Genomic DNA, 17,266 nt, shown 5'->3' on the forward strand with positions numbered 1-17,266 from the left:
GCCTCCTCGGCGATGCCGGAGGCGTAGGAGGCGCCGCCGCCGCCGTGGACGTGCAGGTCGACGAAGCCGGGCACGACGGTGTGGCCGGTCAGGTCCAGGTCACCGGGCTCGGGGTCCCCGCCGAGGCCGGCGATGCGCTCGCCCTCGACGGCGATCCGGCCGCCCTCGACGACGCCGCCGGGCAGCACCAGTCGGGCGCCGGACAGCACGATGCGGGAAGAGATCATGCGCATACCTGCTCACTTCTGCTCGAAGATCGTAACCTTGAGCATTATCGCGCAGGACGGGCTGATGTCTCCCCCTGCCGTCCGGCCCCGGGAGTACGGTCCTGGGGCCGGCCCCGACCCGGAGCCTGTTCCCGGGTGGGGTTTCGTCCTCCGCGCGGACGGATTGACGGTCCGTCGGATGGTCCTCTTGGAGGGCGCCGAGAAGAGCTCCGGCGCCCTACCCAGAGGGGCTTTCCCGTGAACGAAAACGCAGCTCAGCAGCACCGTCCGACCCTCCTCCGCAGTCGTCGGTGCGGGGTGGCGGCGACCGTGACCGCCGTGGCCGCCGCCGTGGTGGCCGGCGTCCTGGCGCCGGCCGCCACGGCCTCCGCCGGACCACGGCAGGACTCCGTGCAGCAGCGCATCGACGCCCTGGTCCAGAAGGACGGGGTGCCCGCCGCCCTCGCCACCGTCAAGGGCCGCGACGGCCGTACCCGCACCTACACCGCCGGGGTCGGCGACGTGACCACCAAGGCCAAGGTCCCGGTCGACGGGCAGGTCCGGATCGGCAGCAACACCAAGTCGTTCACCGCCGTCGTCGTCCTCCAGCTGGTCGCCGAGGGCAAGGTCGGCCTGGAGGCGAACGTGGACACCTACCTGCCCGGCCTGGTGCGCGGCGACGGCATCGACGGCCGGAACATCACGGTCCACCAGCTGCTCCAGCACACCAGCGGCCTGCCCGACTACGTGGACCAGCAGGCCGTGCTCAAGGACCCCCAGCGGTACGCCGAGCCGCGCGAACTCCTCGACGCCGCGCTGACCCACAAGGCCCAGTTCGCGCCCGGTACCCAGTGGGCGTACAGCAACACCAACTACCTGCTGGCGGGCATGATCATCCAGAAGGTCACCGGACGCCCGCTCGGCGAGGAGATCACCAAGCGCGTCATCAACAAGATCGGCCTGCGCCACACCTACTTCCCCGTCCCCGGGGACATGACGATCCACGAGGCCCACCCCAAGGGCTACCAGCGCACCGCGGACGGGTCGCTGCGCGACTACACGGAGCTGGACCCGTCCTGGGGCTGGGCGGCCGGCGCGATGGTCTCGACCAACACCGACCTCACCCGGTTCTACGAGGCGCTGCTCGGCGGCCGACTGCTGCCCGCGGCCCAGCTCGCCCAGATGCGCACCACCGTCCCGGCCGACTCCCTGGGCGCCGGCCACCGCTACGGCCTCGGCCTGATCAGCCGTCCGCTCCCGTGCGGCGGGCTCTCCTGGGGGCACGGCGGGGGGATCCCGGGCTTCGCGACCTTCGGCGGCACCACCGACGACGGCCGTTCCGTGAACGTCGCCGTGACCACGATCCCGGGCGACGAGGACACCGGCAAGCACGTGGACCAGACCGTGGACGAAGCGCTCTGCCGCTGACCGTCCCCCGGGTGGCCGGCGCCGAGGACCGGCGCCGGCCACCCGGCCGCACCTCCGTCCTTCCTCTTCCCAGCAGTGGAGTCCCGATGACCGACAACACCCCGCAGCGCACGGCGCACCGCATCCGCATGGTGCGGTACGCCACGGCGGCCACAGCCGCCGCCGGGCTCGCGCTGACCGCTTTCGCCCCGACCGCGGCCTCCGCCGCACCGCGCCCGGACCTCGTGCAGCAGCGCCTCGACGCCCTGGTCCAGAAGGACGGGATGCCCGCCGCCCTCGCCACCGTCAAGGGCCGCGACGGCCGCAGCCGCACCTACACCGCCGGCGTCGGCGACCTGGCCACCAAGGCCAAGGTCCCGGTCGACGGGCAGGTCCGGATCGGCAGCAACACCAAGTCGTTCACCGCCGTCGTCGTCCTCCAGCTGGTCGCCGAGGGCAAGGTGAAGCTCGACGCGAACGTGGACACCTACCTGCCCGGTCTGCTGCGCGGCGACGGCATCGACGGCCGGAACATCACGGTCCGCCAGGTGCTCCAGCACACCAGCGGCCTGCCCGAGTACATGGAGGCCCCCGCGCTGTCCGACTTCACCACCATCCAGTACCGCTACTTCGAACCGCGCGAACTCCTCGACGGGGCACTGGCCCAGAAGGCGCTGTTCGCCCCCGGGACGGACTTCGCGTACAGCAACACCAACTACCTGGTGGCCGGCCTGCTGATCCAGAAGGTCACCGGCCGCCCCTACGGCGAGGAGGTCACCAAGCGGGTCATCGACCGGATCGGCCTGCGCCACACCTACGTCCCGGCCACCGGGGAGACCGCCCTCCGCGAGGCCCACCCGCGCAGCTACCTGCGCACCGGCCCGGACGCAGCGCCGATCGACTACACCGACATGGACTCGTCGATGGCCTGGGCGGCCGGGGCGGTCGTGTCCACCAACACCGACCTCAACACCTTCTACGGCGCCCTCCTGGCAGGTCGCCTGCTGCCCGCCGCCCAGCTCGCCGAGATGCGCACCACCGTCCCGGCCGAGATGCTCGGCCACGGCGTCCGCTACGGCCTGGGGATCCAGAGCAGGCCGCTGAGCTGCGGCGGCCTGGTCTGGGGCCACGGCGGCACCTCGGTGGCCCACCGGACCCGGGGCGGCGTCACGGAGGACGGCCGGGCCGTCGACATCGCCGTCACCACCGTCCCGGACGCGGCCACCACCCAGCACATGATCGACGCCGTCGACGCGGCCCTCTGCCGCTGACCCCGCCCGGCCGGGGAGCGCGGAACCCGTTCACCGCGCTCCTGGCCCGGGCCGGCCGTACGGTCAGGCGGCGGTGCGGCGGGCGATCAGCTCCAGCAGGCGGCGTACCGCCTCGTCCGCGTCGGGGCGGTGCAGGGCGACCACGCTGGTCTCCAGGTGGGGCGAGTCGCCGAGCAGCGGGATGTAGGCGATGCCGGGGATGGGGAAGTCGGCCAGGCGCTCGGAGAGCAGGGCGACGCACAGGCCCGAGGCGACGTAGCTGAAGAGGCCGGTGAGGTCGTCGGCCACCGCCCGACTGCGCGGGGTGAACCCCGCTTCCTGGCAGGCCAGCCGGACCCCCTGGGCGAGGGTGGGCAGGGCGGTGTCGTCGGGCAGGACGAAGTCCTCGTCGCGCAGCTCGGCGAGGCCGATCGGGCCGGACCCGACCAGCCGGTGGTCGTCGGGGACGGCCACGGCGATTCGTTCGACGGCGAACTCCCAGCTGACCAGGTCCCCCGCCAGGGGTGACGGGTCGCGCAGGAAGCCCAGGTCGAGTTCGCCGGAGCGGACGAGTTCGGCGACGTTGGCCGAGGAGTCCTGGTGCAGGTGGATGCGCAGCCCGGGCAGCTCCTCGGCCGCCGCCCGGAGGAGTCCGGGCAGGTAGTGGTGGCTGAGGATGCTGACGTACCCGACCCGGACGTCGCCCTCCAGGCCGCCGGCCACCCGCCGGACCCGTTCGACGGCGGCGGACTGGGCGTCGAGCAGCCGCCGGGCGTCCACGGCGAAGGCCTCGCCCGCGGGCGTCAGCGCGACGCCGCCCGGTCCGCGTTCCAACAGCCGTACGGCGAGGGCCCGTTCGAGGCGCTGGATGGACTGGCTGAGCGGCGGCTGGCTCATCCCGAGGCGTTCGGCGGCCCGACCGAAGTGTTTCTCGTCGGCGACCACCAGGAACTGTTCGAGGAGGCGCCGGGTGAGGTTGATATCAGAAGACCTATGGACCATGACTCGATCATATATTGGACGGACTGGCCTCTGCGGGCGTCCAATGGCCAGTGGGCGCTCCACCGGACGTGAGGCGCCCGCCCCCCGATCTTCTCTAGGCCGCCCCAGGAGGCCACCATGCAGAAGCAGGACGTCGCGCGGCTGGTCACCACCCCGCTGGACTCCCCGGCCTACGCCCCGACCCGGTACCGGTTCACCGACCGCGAGTACCTCAACGTCTTCTACCGCACCGATCCCGCGGCGCTGCGCCGGATCGTGCCCGAGCCGCTGACCGTCACCGACCCGATCGTGCGCTTCGAGGTCATGCGGATGCCCGACACCACCGGCCTGGGCTCCTACACCGAGGCCGGTCAGCTCATCGCCGTCGAACTCGACGGCGAGGAAGGTGAGTTCAACCTCGCCATGTACGTGGACAGCGTCCCGGCGATCTCCAGCGGGCGCGAGTTCAGCGCCTACCCGAAGAAGGGCGGCTCCCCCGCCCTCTACGTCGACTCCGACACGCTGGTCGGCACGCTGGACTACGGCACGCTGCGGGTGGCCACCGCCACCATGGGCTACAAGCACCACCCGCTGGACCCGGACGAGGCCCTGGCCCAGCTCCGCTCCCCCGCCTTCATGGTCAAGACCGTGCCGAACTACGACGGCACCCCGCGGATCTGCGAGCTGGTCCGCACCCGGATCACCGACGTCACCGTGAAGAGCGCGTACACCGGCCCGGCCCGGCTGGAGCTGTTCGCCCACGCGATCGCGCCGCTCGCGGACCTGCCCGTGCTGGAGGTCGTCGGCGCCAGCCACCTCCTCACCGACCTGACCCTCGCCCCGGTCGAGCCGGTCTTCGACTACCTCGCCGCCTGAAGGAGCCCCGCATCATGAGCAGCACACCCGCTCCCGGCCTTGCGCCCTACCGCCGCGCCGCCGTCATCGGCGGCGGCGTGATCGGGGTCTCCTGGGCCGCCCTCTTCCTCGCCCGCGGCCTGGACGTCGTCATCAGCGACCCCCGTCCCGACATCGAGGAGCTCGTCCGGACCGGCCTGGACGGGATCGCCCCCGCCCTCGCCGAACTCGGCCTGCCCACCGACCGCCTCACGGACCGGCTGACCGACGGGCTGAGCTTCGAGCCCGACCTGGCGACCGCCGTCGCCGGTGTCGACGTCGTCCAGGAGAACGGCCCCGAGCGGCTCGACCTCAAGCAAGGGATCTGGCGGACCGTCGAACAGGCCGCCCCGGCCCACGCGTTGCTCGCCACCTCCACCTCCAGCATCCCGGCGAGCGCGATCGCCGAGGCGATGGACCAGCCCGAGCGGCTGATCGTCGGCCATCCGTTCAACCCGCCGCACCTGGTGCCGCTGGTGGAGGTGGTGCCCGGCGAGCGGACCGCGCCGGCGGTGGTCGAGCAGGCCAAGGCGTTCTACGCCGCGCTGGGCAAGCAGCCGCAGGTGCTGCGCAAGGAGATCCCGGGCTTCGTCGCCAACCGGCTGCAGGCCGCGCTGTTCCGCGAGTGCGTCCACCTGGTCTCCCAAGGCGTGGTCACCGAACAGGAGTTGGACGAGGTGGTCACCTCCTCCATCGGCCTGCGCTGGGCGGTGGCCGGACCGTTCCGCACCTTCCACCTCGGCGGCGGCCCCGGCGGCCTGCCCCAGTTCATCGAGCACCTCGGGCGCGGCATGGAGGCCGGACTGTGGCCGGCCCTCGGGAACCCGAGCTTCGATGACGCCACCGTCGCCCTGCTCACCGAGGAGGCGCGCGAGGCCTTCGGCGAGGGCGAGGACGACGTCGAGCGGCTCGCCGCCGTACGCGACCGCGCCCAGATCGCCCTGATGCGTGCGCTCGGCGAGACGCCGCACGCCGCCTGATCCGCTCACCGCCCACCGCTACAGAGACGAAGGAGCCATGTCCCTCACCGAGAAGATCACCAGGTCCATCGCCGCCCCGGCCACCGACGACGCGTTCGACGTCCACGCCGAGACCGCCGACGTCCTCGCCGGCCTCGGGCTGAAGCCTCAGGACACCGGCGGCACGATCACCTTCGAGGGCGCCGACCCGGTGGTGCCCAGCACCCTGCGCCTGGGCGCCGCCTCCGGCATCGCCCTGGTCGCCAAGTCCGCCGCGATCGCCGCCCTGTGGCGGGACCGCACCGGCCGCGGCCAGTCCATCCACATGGACCTGCGCAAGGGCCCGCACCGGCTCTGCCCCTTCTACGAGCAGAAGTGGGAGCTGCTCAACGGCTACCCCGGCGGCACCCCGTCCGTCATCAACATGGCGCTGGCGACCAACTTCTACCGCACCGCCGACGGCCGCTGGATGATGCCGCTCAACATCTACCCCAACATCAAGGTCGCCGCCCAACGGCTGCTCGGCGTCGGGGAGGTCCCCGAGCACGTCGAGGCGGCCATCGCGAAGTGGGACGCCCGTGAGCTGGAGGCGGCCGGCGCCGAGGCCGGCTGTGTGATGCCGATGGTGCGCACCCCGGCCGAGATCCTGACGGAACGTCAGTACACCGACGTGCTGGCCGACCTGCCGCTGGTGGAGATCACCCGGATCGGCGACAGCGCACCCGAGCCGCTGCCCGCGAACCCCACCGCCCCGCTGGACGGCGTGCGCGCCCTCGGCATGGGCCACATCATCGCCGGGGCCGGCGCCGGACGCGCGATGGCGCTGCACGGCGCGGACGTCCTCAACCTCTGGCGCCCGAACGAGCTGGAGCACGACGTCACCTACTTCACCACCGGCGTCGGCGTCCGCTCGGCGACGGTCAGCCCGTACACCCCCGAGGGCCTGGCGCTGATCCACGGCCTCCAGGCCGGGGCCGACGTCTTCTACGCCAACCGGCGCCCCGGCTTCCTGGACCGGATCGGCCTCTCCGAGGAGGAGGCGATCGCCCGCCGCCCCGGACTGATCCACGCCACGGTGTCGCTCAACGGCCGGACCGGCCCCTGGAAGGACTACCTCGGCTTCGACCAGAGCGCGGGCGCGCTCACCGGGCTGCTGCACCTGGAGGGCGACGGCGACAAGCCCGCCCTGCCGCCGATCACCGTGGTCAACGACTACCTGGTCTCCTGGTTCCTGACCGCCGGCATCACCGAGGCCCTGCGCCGCCGGGCCGTGCACGGCGGCAGCTACCGGGTGCACGTCTCGCTCTCCCGGGTCGCCCTGTGGATCCTCTCGATGGGCATCTTCGACCAGGAGTACGCCCGGCGGACCGCCGGCACCGGCGAGCTGCACGCCTACCCGGACCCGGAGGTCTTCACCGCCGAGACCCCGCTCGGCCGCTACCAGGGCATCACCGACCAGGTGCGGATGTCCGACACCCCCGGCGCATACCGCCAGATCCTGGTGCCGCGCGGCTCCCAGCGCCCGGAGTGGCTGGCGACCGGCTGAGCCCGGCCCGCCGGACGGGCGGCTCCTTATTGCCCATAGGATGCAGTTGCAGAACTAGAGCAATAAGGAGCTGTGGCCGATGGTGGCATCGCCGGTGGTGCTGGGGATCGAATCCTCCTGCGACGAGACCGGGGCGGGCCTGGTGCGGGACGGCGTGCTGCTGGGGCACGCCGTCGCCTCGTCCATGGACGAGCACGCGCGGTTCGGCGGGGTGGTCCCCGAGATCGCCGCCCGCGCCCACGTCCACGCGGTGGCGCCGGTGGTGCAGGAGGCCCTGGACCGGGCCGGGCTCGGCCTCGGCGACATCGGGGCCGTCGCCGTCACCGCGGGCCCCGGACTGTCCGGCGCCCTCCAGGTCGGCGTGGCCGCCGCCAAGGGGTACGCCTACTCGCTCGGGGTCCCGCTGTACGGCGTCCACCACCTCGCCGGGCACGTCGCCGCGGCCACCCTGGACGGCGGGCCGCTGCCCGACCCGTGCATCGTGCTGATCGTCTCCGGCGGGCACACCTCGCTGCTGCTGGTCCGCGACCTCGCCCGCGACCCGATCGTCCACCTCGGCGACACCCTGGACGACGCGGCCGGCGAGTGCTTCGACAAGGTCGCCCGGATCCTCCACCTGCCCTACCCGGGCGGGCCCGCGATCGACCGCGCCGCCCGCGACGGGAACCCGACCGCGGTGCGGCTGCCGCGCCCGCTGAGCGGGCCGAACGACCCGCCGTACGCCTTCTCCTTCTCCGGCCTCAAGACCGCCGCCGCCCGCTGGGTGGAGGCGCAGCGCGCGGCCGGCGGCGAACCGCACGTGCCCGACGCGGCGGCCGCGCTCCAGGAGGCGATCGCCGACACCCTGACCCGCAAGGCCGTCCGGGCCTGCACCGACCACGGCATCGACACCCTGGTGGTGGTCGGCGGCGTCGCGGCCAACTCCCGCATCCGGGCCCTCACCGAGCAGCGCTGCGCGGCCGCCGGGATCACCCTGCGGGTCCCGGCGCTGCGGCTGTGCACCGACAACGGCGCGATGATCGCCGCCATCGGCGACCTGCTGGTCCGTTCCGGTGCCGAGCCCGCGCCGATGAACCTCTCCATCGACCCCTCCGCGCCGCTGGAGTACGCCGCACTCACCCCGCTCGCGGCCGCCCGCGCCGCCTGACGGCCGGGAGTCCGGCAGGGGTCAGGCCCGTCCCCTGGTGGACTCCCGGACGTTCAGCGTCCAGTCGTGGTGCCGGACGACGCCGGGCTCGGCCGCTCCGGTCAGCAGGTCGCTCAGTACGGCCGCGCAGGCGCGCCCGTACTCGGCCGGCCGCAGGTCGACGGCCGTGACCGGCGGGATCGAGCCGCGCGCCGCCGCGCCGTCGACGCAGCCGGCCACCAGCAGGTCCGTCCCCACCCGCAGGCCGGCCCGGGCCGCGGCCGCGAGCACCCCGGGCACCGCCCCGTCGGGGGCGCAGACCACCGCGTCCAGCCCGGGGACGTCGGCGATCAGCTCCGCGGTGGCGGCCTCGGCCTCGGCCGGCGTGGCCGCGAACGGCACCGTACGGACGACCACCTGCACACCCTTGCGCCGGCTCCAGGCGCCGGCGGCGGCCCGCAGTGCCGCCGCCCAGTCTGAGCCGGGGTCGGGGGCCAGCAGGGCGGGGCGCCGGGCGCCGCGTTCGGCGAGGTGGTCCAGCAGGGCGGCCAGCGAGGCGGCGTTGTCGCACACCACCGCACCACTGGGCGCGACGTCGCCGCCGAGGTAGCGCTCGCCGGTGACCACCGGCACGCCCGCGTCCAGCAGGTCCGGCACGGACGGGTCGTCGACCTCGGGGTCGATCACCAGCAGGCCGTCGACCCGGGCGGCCAGTCCGCCGCCGGACGCCGTGCCGGGGGCCAGCAGGACGAGGTCCAGCCCGTCCTCCCGGGCCCGTTCGACCGCGCCGAAGGCCAGGTTCATGTAGTAGTCCAGGCGGGTGGCGGTGCGCGGCAGGTGCAGGCCGATCGCCCCGGTGCTGGCGCGGCGCAGGCTGCGGGCGGCGCTGTTGGGCCGGTAGCCGAGCTCCCGGGCGACGCCCTGGATGTGCTCCCGGGTCGCTTCGGAGACCCGGCCGGAGCCGCCGAGCGCGTTGGAGGCCGTGCTCTTGGACACCCCGGCCGCCCGGGCCACGTCGATCAGGGTCACGGAGCGGCTGGTCATGAGCCGGAAGTCTAGACGCAGCCCCGCCCCCGTTCGCCACTCCCTTGCTGGAACGATCCAGCAATGCTAGAACTGCGCATGCTGGATCGTTCCAGCAACGACTGCGGACCGGTCCGCACACCCCCACCCGAGCACCACGCTCCGACCCGAACGATCCAGGAGGCATCCGCATGACGCGGGCATTCGACGTCGTGGAGACCAGCATCGCCGACCTGCGCGCCGCGCTGGAGAAGGGCGAGACCACCTCGGTCGCCCTGCTCGACGCCTACCTGGCGCGGATCGAGGCCTACGACCGGCCCGGCACCGCCACCGCGCTCAACGCGCTGGTCGTGCTGAACCCGGAGGCCCGCGCCGACGCCGAGGCCTCCGACGCCCGCCGCGCGCGCGGCGAGACGCTCGGCCCGCTGGACGGCATCCCGTACACCGCGAAGGACAGCTACCTCGCGAAGGGCCTGACCGCCGCGGCCGGCTCCCCCGCGTTCGAGCACCTCGTCGCCCAGCGCGACGCTTTCGCCATCGAGCGCCTGCGGGCCGGCGGGGCCGTCCTGATCGGGCTGACCAACATGCCGCCGATGGCCAACGGCGGCATGCAGCGCGGCGTGTACGGCCGTGCCGAGAGCCCGTACAGCGCCGACTGGCTCACCAGCGCCTACGGCTCCGGCTCCTCCAACGGCTCGGGCACCGCCACGGCGGCCTCCTTCGGCGCCTTCGGCCTCGGCGAGGAGACCTGGTCCTCCGGCCGGGCGCCCGCCTCCAACAACGCGCTGTGCGCCTACACGCCCAGCCGCGGCGTGATCTCGGTGCGCGGCAACTGGCCGCTCGTCCCGACCATGGACGTGGTCGTCCCGCACACCCGCACCATGGCCGACCTGTTCGAGCTGCTCGACGTCGTCGTGGCCGACGACCCGGAGACCCGCGGCGACCTGTGGCGCGCCCAGCCCTGGGTGGAGCTCCCCCTCGCGTCCCGGGTCCGCCCCGCCTCCTACCCGGCCCTCGCCCCCGCCGACCCGGCGTCGGCTCGCGCCACGCTCGCCGGCCGGCGCGTCGGTGTCCCGCGGATGTACATCAACGCCGATCCCGAGGCCGGCACCAACCCCGAGGGCGGCATCGGCGGCCAGACCGGTCAGCGGGTCGACACCCGCGCCTCGGTGATCGCGCTCTGGGAGGCCGCGCGCCGCGACCTGGAGGCGGCCGGCGCCGAGGTGGTCGAGGTCGACTTCCCCGTGGTGACCAACTACGAGGCCGACCGCCCGGGCGCGCCCTCGCTGCTCACCCGCGGCCTGGTCGGCCGGGACTTCCTCACCGTCGAGATCGAGGACCTCTCCGCCTGGGCCTGGGACGACTTCCTGCGCGCCAACGGCGACCCGGCCCTCGACACCCTGGCCGGGGTCGACGGCGGACGCATCTTCCCCAAGCAGGACGGTGAACTCCCGGACCGCTACGCCGGGTTCGAGGACTCGGTCGGCGACTACCCGCGCTTCGTCCGCGAGCGCCCGTACGCCTCCTTCACCGACATGCCGCACCTGGCGGAGGGGCTGCGCGCCCTGGAGGAGACCCGCCGGGTCGACCTGGAGCAGTGGATGGACGAACTGCGCCTGGACGCCGTGGTGTTCCCCACCGTCGCCGACGTGGGCCCCGCGGACATGGACGTCTCCGAGGCGTCCGCCGACCTCGGCTGGCGCAACGGCGTCTGGGTCGCCAACGGCAACCTGGTGCCCCGCCACCTCGGCATCCCGACGGTCACCGTGCCGATGGGCACCATGGCGGACATCGGCATGCCGGTCGGCCTGACCTTCGCGGGCCGCGCCTACGACGACAACGCCCTGCTCACCCTCGCCGCGGCCTTCGAGGCCACCGGCAGCCGCCGCACCGTGCCGCCGCGCACCCCGCGCCTGCCGGCCGAGTGACGCGGGCGGCGGCCCGGAGCGGGTGCTCCGGGCCGCCGACGCTCGAAGTCGCGGATCAGTACTGGGTGGTGAGGGTGACGCCGCTGAAGTCGGTCTGGGCGTAGAGGCTGATGTAGCGGTAGCCGGCCGTGGTGTTGGTGACGGTCAGGCTCTGGTTGGTGGTCGAGCCGGTGGTGTAGGCGCTCGGGGTGGCCCAGGTGTCCGGGTTGTAGAGCAGGTACGCGGTGCCCGTCCCGCCGGAGCTGCTGACCTTCAGGGTGGTGGTGCCGGCCGGCAGGTAGACGTAGTAGTAGTCCAGGTTGCCGGCGGTCGCGGACTGGTCGGTGCGGGAGCAGTTCTTGTCCATCACCCGGGTGTCGGCGGCGGTGCAGCCGGCCACGCTGCCGACCGTCACGGACTGGGTGACGGTGTTGGTCTTGCCGTTGCCGTCGGTCACCGTGAGGCTCACGGTGTAGCTGCCGGCCGCGGCGTAGCTGTGCGCGGGGCTCTGGCCGGTGGAGGTGGCGCCGTCACCGAAGTTCCAGGCCCAGGAGGCGATGGAGCCGCCGGACTCGGTGGACTGGTCGGTGAACTGCACGTTCAGGCCGGACGGGGCGGCGGTGAAGGCGGCGGTCGGGGAGCCGCCCACCACGCAGGCGCCGGCGGCGCAGGAGTCGAGCCAGGTGTTGAACTCGGCGTCGTACGCGGTGCCGATCGAGTTGTAGGTCGCGTAGCCGCCCTGGTAGTCACCGGTGCGGAAGTGGCCCAGCATGTTCTGGATGACGTCCGGGTGCTTCTCGACCATGAAGCGGACGGCCAGGTAGCCCCACGGGTAGGTGCGGGTGGTGTCGCTGTTGTCGTAGGTGTTCTGGAACAGCGTGCTGAGCGCGTAGGTGTGCTTGGGCGCCTCGGCGACCGCGCCGGTGTCGGTGACGTTGCGGTAGGTGTAGGAGACGTACTCGGCGACGCCCTCGATCCACCAGACGTCCGGGACGGAGATCTGCTGGGTGAAGTCGCCCTTCATGTCGTAGCGGCCGTCGAGGGCGTGGGTGTACTCGTGGTTGAGGTTCCAGATGCCCGCGGTGAAGCCGTCGTTGCCGTTCTGGTAGGTCAGCGAGATCGGCTGGTTGGTGGGCGAGCTCGGGTCGCCGATCAGCGTGATGCCGCCGTTGTTGGTGCTGACGCCGTAGATGCCGCCCGCGTAGGTCTGGTAGTCCTGCGGGGAGGCGAACACCACCATCTGCAGCGAGTTCTCGTACTGGCCGGCGATCGGGCCGTTGTCCTTGACCAGGTTGTGGACGAACGGGTCCTGGTTCTGCAGGCTGGCGCAGACGGCGGCCAGGTCGGCGGCGGTCAGGCTCTGGGCCAGGATGCTGTGGGTAGCGTCGCAGGTGTGGCTGACCGGCAGGGCGGCGGCCTTGAGCTGGTCCGGCAGGTTGCAGACGCCGTAGTCCGCGCAGTTCGCCTTGTCGTAGAAGGCGGCCATGCCGGCCACCCCGACCCAGAGCGACGCGGTCGGGCCGGTGATCGACGAGGCGTCCATCAGGCCCTTGATCAGGGGCCGGACGGTGTTCACCAGCGCCGGGTGCTCGATGAACCGGGCCGTCTCCAGGCCGGCGTTGGAGGCCAGGAAGCCGTTGGTGCCGCCGAGCATGCCCTTGTGGTTCAGGGCGAAGCCGTCGAGCGTGTTGATCAGGCTCGGGTCGGCGGTGACGGCCGCGACGTAGTCGGCGTTCTGGTGGCCGCGGAAGATCGGGGTGTACACGCTGTTCGCGAAGTTCACCATGTACCAGGACGCGTCCCAGGAGCTGTTGTACGCGTTCAGCACCTGCTGGTAGGTCTTCAGGTAGTGGGCCTGGAGGTTGGCGCTGTCGCTGAGGACCATCGCCTGGCCCTGGATCTGGCCGTTGCCGTCGTTGACGTCCAGGAAGTGCGGGCTGGCGAAGAGGGCGTCCAGGGCGTCCTGCACGGCGGCGGTCAGCGTCGCGTCATAGGTGCCGACGTCGCTCTGGTGGTAGTACTGCACGTAGAAGCCGGCCTGGAGGAAGTAGCCCAGCTGGTAGATCCCGGTCGAGTTGTCGCCGGTGTACGAGGCCGCGGCGCTCTTCAGGCCGTTGGCCACCGCAAGCATCTGGCTCTGCTGGAACACCCCGTGGGCGTCGCCGCCGGTGATCCGGAACAGTGAGCTGATGCAGTCGACGGTCGAACCCTCGATGTAGCTCACCAGGTCGGCGCCGGTGCGGCTGGTGAAGTCGGCCGGGGTGCAGGAGGTCTGGGCGGCGGCCGCGTGTGCTCCACCGGCCGCGTTCGCCGCGAACCGGGAGGGGGCCTTGGCAAGCTTGGGCGCCGGGGCCTGCGGGGCGGCGGACTGCGGTGAGCGCGGCGGGAGTTGGGCGGGGGCGAGCCGGCCGGCCTGGGTCTGCGCATGGGTGTCGAGACCGAAGGCACTGCCGGTGGGGGCTATGCCGCCGGGGTGCGCGGGCTGCGCGGCCAGGCTCGTCTGCGGCCCGGTCTGCGCCGTGGGGGCGGCGAAGCTCGGGGCGGCGGCGAAGCCGGTGATGGCGGTACTCGCGGCGGCGAGCACGGCCAGTGCTCGGGGCAGCCGAAGGCGGTGACGCATCGTCACTCCTAGGGTGGGGGGTGGGGGGTGGGGGGTGAGCCTCACGTGGTTGCCGTGGGGGCGTCGCCAGGCACGGTGTCATGGACAACCCACCACAATCAATAGGGTGTGACATATCACTTTCGATCGCAGTCGACCCTTCGGATGCGGAGCGGTCGGCGGCCTCCGACCTCCGCCGCACGGCGATCGGGACCGGTTGGAGCAGTTTCGCCCAGGCATGACCGGTTTCGCCCGAGTGTGGCCGGATACGGCTCGACCCACCCAGGGGGACGCCTCGGTCGGTGAGTTCGGCGACGAATGAGTCGTCGGGAATCGGACCGATCGACCACGGTGGATGCCAGGGGCGGAATGAGCCCCTCCGTGGTGGGTTGTGGCCAATCCCCGCTTCACGGTCTGTTCTTCACGGTCACTATGGCCATTCTTGACCTGACATATACACGACGAAGGGGGAAACGGACATGACGCGTCCCATCGGATCCGCCGGCCGCATCGGCAGGTCGGCCGTGGCGGTGACCGCCGCGGCCGCCGCCTGGGCGGTCACCGCCACCGGCCTCACCGCCGCACCGGCCGCCGCGGCACCCGCCGCCGCGACGACGCTCAAGCCCGGCGACAGCTGTACGGTGGCCGACCTCGGCACCCGTCACCCGTACATCAAGACCACCGAGGTGACCCCGACGATCACCCACTTCAAGGGCTGGTTCGTCACCGAGGGCACCACCGGCACCCAGACCGTCAGCACCAGCACCCAGACCACCATCGCGGTCTCCGTCGGCCTGAACGGCGGCGCCGACGGCAAGTTCGGCTTCGACGTCCTCACCAGCGTCGGCGCGACCCTGGGCCTGAACGTCAAGGTCGACTTCACCTCCACCAGCACCGAGTCCAGCGCGCTCACCTGGAACTTCGCCCAGCCCGGCTACTACGGCGCTTACAAGGGCACCAAGAAGGTCACCGGCACATACGGGAGCCTCAACTGCAACCGGGTCCAACAGGGCGACGGCAGCTGGGCGTTGAAGTGGATCCAGGGGCCCGGCAACGGCAACTTCACCACCTACACCACCCTTGAGGAAGGCGTGGTGCGCTGCCAGGACAAGGTGCCTGCCAACAGCATCATGGCCAGGGCGCAGTTCCTCCTCGACTGCGGCGCGCCCACCGCGAAGGCCGCCCACCCGGCGGGTGCGGTGGCGCCGACGGCGCAGCAGGAACAGGCGCAGGAGCAGGACCGCCTCGCACAGACCCCGGCTCTCGCGGGCGACACGTCCGCCGCACAGCCCAAGGCCACCGGTGCCAGCACGCTGGCCGCCCTCAACTGCGAGCCCGGCGCCTACCGGATCGACGTCCCCGGCAAGGTTTTGAACTGGAGCGCACCGCTCCTCGCCAACGACGGCATCCGCCTGCGTGAATCCACGTTCTTCAGCGCCCACCTGGACAACTGGCGGCTGTGCAACGTGACGCAGAACAACGGGGTCATCGAGGCGTCCCTGTGGAACTGGGGCAACGGCGGATGCGCGACCATCCCTGCGGGCATCGCCAACCAGGAGCAGGCCTACCTGACGACGGCCAACTGCGGGGAGGACGACCTTCAGCGGTTCTACGTCTACCGCGACGTACCCGGCAGCCCGAAGGTCGGCCTGCAGAACAAGTACACCGGCTCCATGATCGGCTACGACCGGTACGCGGACGGGGACTTGATCCGCCAGTACGGCAGCGGCAAGCAGGACGGGACAGGTACGTTCGCCATGACCGGAGTCTGACCTCCGACACTCCGTGAACGGCCCCGCACGCGAACCCCTCTCCCGGTTCCGTGCGGGGCCGTCGGCGTGCGGGGCGGCGATGATGGGGGGATGACCGCCGACCCCCGCGCCCAGTCCTTCGATTCAGCCGCAGCCCAGTACGCGACGAGTCGACCCTCCTATCCGGCCGCACTCTTCGATTCCGTCGAGGAGTACGCCGGCCGTCCCCTGGCCGGTGCCCGGGTCGCCGACGTCGGCGCGGGCACCGGGATCGCCAGCGCGCTGCTGCGGGAACGGGGTGCCCAGGTGATCGCCGTGGAGCCGGGCGCGGCCATGGCCGCTGAGTTCCGTCGGGCGCTCCCGGGGGTGCCGATCGTGCGGGGTGACGGCAACGCCCTGCCGCTCGCCTCGGCGTCCTGCGACCTGATCACGTACGCCCAGTCCTGGCAGTGGACCGATCCGCGCCGGTCCGTCCCGGAGGCGCTGCGGGTGCTGCGGGCGGACGGCGCGCTGGCGATCTGGTGGAACACCACGGCCTTCGACGTGCCGTGGATCGCCGAGCAGCACGAGCGCATCGCGCGCCACTGCGGGGTGGAATCGAGGTCCGCGATGCGGCCCTCGGACGACGAGGCGGTGCGGCTCTCGGGGCTGACCGGGCTGCGGGTAGCCCGGCGGCAGCTGCGCTGGAGCCGCACCGTACCGCTGGACACCCACCTGGCCAACATCGGCAGCCGCTCGGCCTTCCTGGTCCTCGCGGAGGCCGACCGCCGTGCGTTCTTCGTCGACGAGCGCGCGCGGCTGGGCGGGCTCTTCCCTGGCGGGTCGGTGGAGGAGGCCTACGTCGTCGATCTCCTGGTCGCGCTCCGCCCCTGACGTCCGCCTCGCCGCCCGGTTCCGGGGGCCGGCGGACTGAACCGGCCGGCGGATCGACCCGTGCGAGAGGGCACGCGGTTGTGCGGACCGTGGTGATCCGAGGGGGGGACGAGATGTCCGTACCGTCCGTCGACGACGAGGTCGCACCAGGGGTACCGGCCTGCCGGGGAGTCGATCCGGAACTGTTCTTCGCCCTCGGCCAGGGCGGCGGGGAGGGCCCGCGGGTGCGGGCGGCGAAGCGGGTGTGCCAGGACTGCCCGGTCCGGGAGGCGTGCCTGCGCGCGGCGGTGCTCCAGGAGGAGGAGTACGGCATCTGGGGCGGGCTCACCCCCGAGGAGCGGCGGCGACTGCACGAGCAGAGCCGCGCGCTGCTGGCGCTGGGCGAGAACGCGGCCCGGGTGCTCGACGAACTCCTGCTGAGCGGAGGGACGTTGCACGGGCGCCAGCGGCCGGCGGCGGTGCTGGTGCTGCTCGCCCGGGGCTGGTCCGAGCGGGACGTCGCCGACGCCCTGGGGATCGAGTACGCGAGCCTGCGCGCGGCCCGCGACACCGCCCGGCTGGTGCTCTGGTACTGCCGGGTGGTCGGCCGCCGGCTGCCGTCCTGGGCCGACGCCCGCCCGGAGTGGTCCGGGGCGGGGCGTATCGGCGGGCGCGGCTCCGGCGGTACCCTCGGCATCGGCAGGGCGGAGGACGCGGATGTGGGTCGGTCGGGACGCCCAGCTTGAGCAACTACAGGACCTCATC

General features: G+C 72.6%; 13 protein-coding genes and 1 pseudogene. 10 read left to right on the forward strand and 4 right to left on the reverse strand.

Annotated features, from left to right (window positions below):
* Positions 1–233 (reverse strand): annotated as a pseudogene (locus ACIP4P_RS42085) (N-acetylglucosamine-6-phosphate deacetylase); the annotation flags it as partial.
* A 291-nt stretch (positions 234–524) separates the two neighbouring features.
* On the opposite strand from ACIP4P_RS42085, the gene ACIP4P_RS42090 reads away from it, so the two are divergent.
* Positions 525–1,634: a serine hydrolase domain-containing protein gene (locus tag ACIP4P_RS42090; RefSeq protein ID WP_400928959.1), complete on the forward strand. Its 1,110-nt coding sequence runs from the start codon at positions 525–527 to the stop codon at positions 1,632–1,634.
* 86 nt (positions 1,635–1,720) lie between these two features.
* Positions 1,721–2,884, forward strand: coding sequence for a serine hydrolase domain-containing protein (locus ACIP4P_RS42095; protein WP_400928830.1), 1,164 nt, complete (start codon positions 1,721–1,723; stop codon positions 2,882–2,884).
* 63 nt (positions 2,885–2,947) lie between these two features.
* On the opposite strand, the gene ACIP4P_RS42100 is transcribed toward ACIP4P_RS42095, so the two are convergent.
* The gene (locus tag ACIP4P_RS42100) at positions 2,948–3,865 is read right to left on the reverse strand and encodes a LysR family transcriptional regulator (protein ID WP_400928833.1); all 918 of its coding nucleotides are present in this window, start codon (positions 3,863–3,865) and stop codon (positions 2,948–2,950) included.
* A 117-nt stretch (positions 3,866–3,982) separates the two neighbouring features.
* On the opposite strand from ACIP4P_RS42100, the gene ACIP4P_RS42105 reads away from it, so the two are divergent.
* The 4 genes from ACIP4P_RS42105 to tsaD all read left to right on the forward strand — a co-directional run bounded on the left by ACIP4P_RS42105 (position 3,983) and on the right by tsaD (position 8,390).
* Positions 3,983–4,720 carry an acetoacetate decarboxylase gene (locus tag ACIP4P_RS42105; RefSeq protein ID WP_400928836.1) on the forward strand — a complete coding sequence of 246 codons (738 nt, stop codon included), beginning with the start codon at positions 3,983–3,985 and terminating at the stop codon, positions 4,718–4,720.
* Positions 4,721–4,734: 14 nt separating this feature from the next.
* Positions 4,735–5,718 carry a 3-hydroxyacyl-CoA dehydrogenase family protein gene (locus ACIP4P_RS42110; protein ID WP_400928839.1) on the forward strand — a complete coding sequence of 328 codons (984 nt, stop codon included), beginning with the start codon at positions 4,735–4,737 and terminating at the stop codon, positions 5,716–5,718.
* Between the two features lie 37 nt (positions 5,719–5,755).
* Entirely contained in the window at positions 5,756–7,243 is a 1,488-nt protein-coding gene (locus ACIP4P_RS42115) for a CoA transferase (RefSeq protein ID WP_400928842.1), read from the forward strand.
* 79 nt (positions 7,244–7,322) lie between these two features.
* Positions 7,323–8,390, forward strand: coding sequence for a tRNA (adenosine(37)-N6)-threonylcarbamoyltransferase complex transferase subunit TsaD (gene tsaD, locus ACIP4P_RS42120; protein ID WP_400928845.1), 1,068 nt, complete (start codon positions 7,323–7,325; stop codon positions 8,388–8,390).
* 21 nt (positions 8,391–8,411) lie between these two features.
* Here tsaD and ACIP4P_RS42125 read toward each other — a convergent pair whose 3' ends face one another.
* On the reverse strand, positions 8,412–9,413 hold the full coding sequence (locus ACIP4P_RS42125; RefSeq protein WP_400928848.1) for a LacI family DNA-binding transcriptional regulator: 1,002 nt from the start codon (positions 9,411–9,413) through the stop codon (positions 8,412–8,414).
* A 170-nt stretch (positions 9,414–9,583) separates the two neighbouring features.
* Here ACIP4P_RS42125 and ACIP4P_RS42130 point away from each other — a divergent pair, with 170 nt between their 5' ends.
* Positions 9,584–11,320, forward strand: a complete 1,737-nt coding sequence (locus ACIP4P_RS42130) for an amidase (protein WP_400928851.1) — start codon at positions 9,584–9,586, stop codon at positions 11,318–11,320.
* A 55-nt stretch (positions 11,321–11,375) separates the two neighbouring features.
* Here ACIP4P_RS42130 and ACIP4P_RS42135 read toward each other — a convergent pair whose 3' ends face one another.
* Complete coding sequence (locus ACIP4P_RS42135) at positions 11,376–13,919, reverse strand: collagenase (RefSeq protein ID WP_400928854.1); 2,544 nt, start codon at positions 13,917–13,919, stop codon at positions 11,376–11,378.
* A gap of 458 nt (positions 13,920–14,377) precedes the next feature.
* Here ACIP4P_RS42135 and ACIP4P_RS42140 point away from each other — a divergent pair, with 458 nt between their 5' ends.
* From ACIP4P_RS42140 to ACIP4P_RS42150, 3 genes are all read left to right on the forward strand, one after another.
* Positions 14,378–15,670 carry a hypothetical protein gene (locus tag ACIP4P_RS42140; RefSeq protein WP_400928857.1) on the forward strand — a complete coding sequence of 431 codons (1,293 nt, stop codon included), beginning with the start codon at positions 14,378–14,380 and terminating at the stop codon, positions 15,668–15,670.
* A gap of 90 nt (positions 15,671–15,760) precedes the next feature.
* Positions 15,761–16,522 carry a class I SAM-dependent methyltransferase gene (locus tag ACIP4P_RS42145; protein ID WP_400928860.1) on the forward strand — a complete coding sequence of 254 codons (762 nt, stop codon included), beginning with the start codon at positions 15,761–15,763 and terminating at the stop codon, positions 16,520–16,522.
* Between the two features lie 113 nt (positions 16,523–16,635).
* Complete coding sequence (locus tag ACIP4P_RS42150) at positions 16,636–17,247, forward strand: WhiB family transcriptional regulator (protein ID WP_400928863.1); 612 nt, start codon at positions 16,636–16,638, stop codon at positions 17,245–17,247.
* Positions 17,248–17,266: the final 19 nt, after the last annotated feature.

This window comes from Kitasatospora sp. NPDC089509 (genome assembly GCF_044749365.1).
Lineage (GTDB): Bacteria > Actinomycetota > Actinomycetes > Streptomycetales > Streptomycetaceae > Kitasatospora.

Coding starts and splice junctions, on each gene's coding strand:
- ACIP4P_RS42095 (WP_400928830.1), top strand. CDS start 1,721: ATGACCGACAACACCCCGCAGCGCACGGCGCACCGCATCCGCATGGTG.
- ACIP4P_RS42100 (WP_400928833.1), bottom strand. CDS start 3,865: ATGGTCCATAGGTCTTCTGATATCAACCTCACCCGGCGCCTCCTCGAA.
- ACIP4P_RS42105 (WP_400928836.1), top strand. CDS start 3,983: ATGCAGAAGCAGGACGTCGCGCGGCTGGTCACCACCCCGCTGGACTCC.
- ACIP4P_RS42110 (WP_400928839.1), top strand. CDS start 4,735: ATGAGCAGCACACCCGCTCCCGGCCTTGCGCCCTACCGCCGCGCCGCC.
- ACIP4P_RS42115 (WP_400928842.1), top strand. CDS start 5,756: ATGTCCCTCACCGAGAAGATCACCAGGTCCATCGCCGCCCCGGCCACC.
- tsaD (WP_400928845.1), top strand. CDS start 7,323: ATGGTGGCATCGCCGGTGGTGCTGGGGATCGAATCCTCCTGCGACGAG.
- ACIP4P_RS42125 (WP_400928848.1), bottom strand. CDS start 9,413: ATGACCAGCCGCTCCGTGACCCTGATCGACGTGGCCCGGGCGGCCGGG.
- ACIP4P_RS42130 (WP_400928851.1), top strand. CDS start 9,584: ATGACGCGGGCATTCGACGTCGTGGAGACCAGCATCGCCGACCTGCGC.
- ACIP4P_RS42135 (WP_400928854.1), bottom strand. CDS start 13,919: ATGCGTCACCGCCTTCGGCTGCCCCGAGCACTGGCCGTGCTCGCCGCC.
- ACIP4P_RS42140 (WP_400928857.1), top strand. CDS start 14,378: ATGACGCGTCCCATCGGATCCGCCGGCCGCATCGGCAGGTCGGCCGTG.
- ACIP4P_RS42145 (WP_400928860.1), top strand. CDS start 15,761: ATGACCGCCGACCCCCGCGCCCAGTCCTTCGATTCAGCCGCAGCCCAG.
- ACIP4P_RS42150 (WP_400928863.1), top strand. CDS start 16,636: ATGTCCGTACCGTCCGTCGACGACGAGGTCGCACCAGGGGTACCGGCC.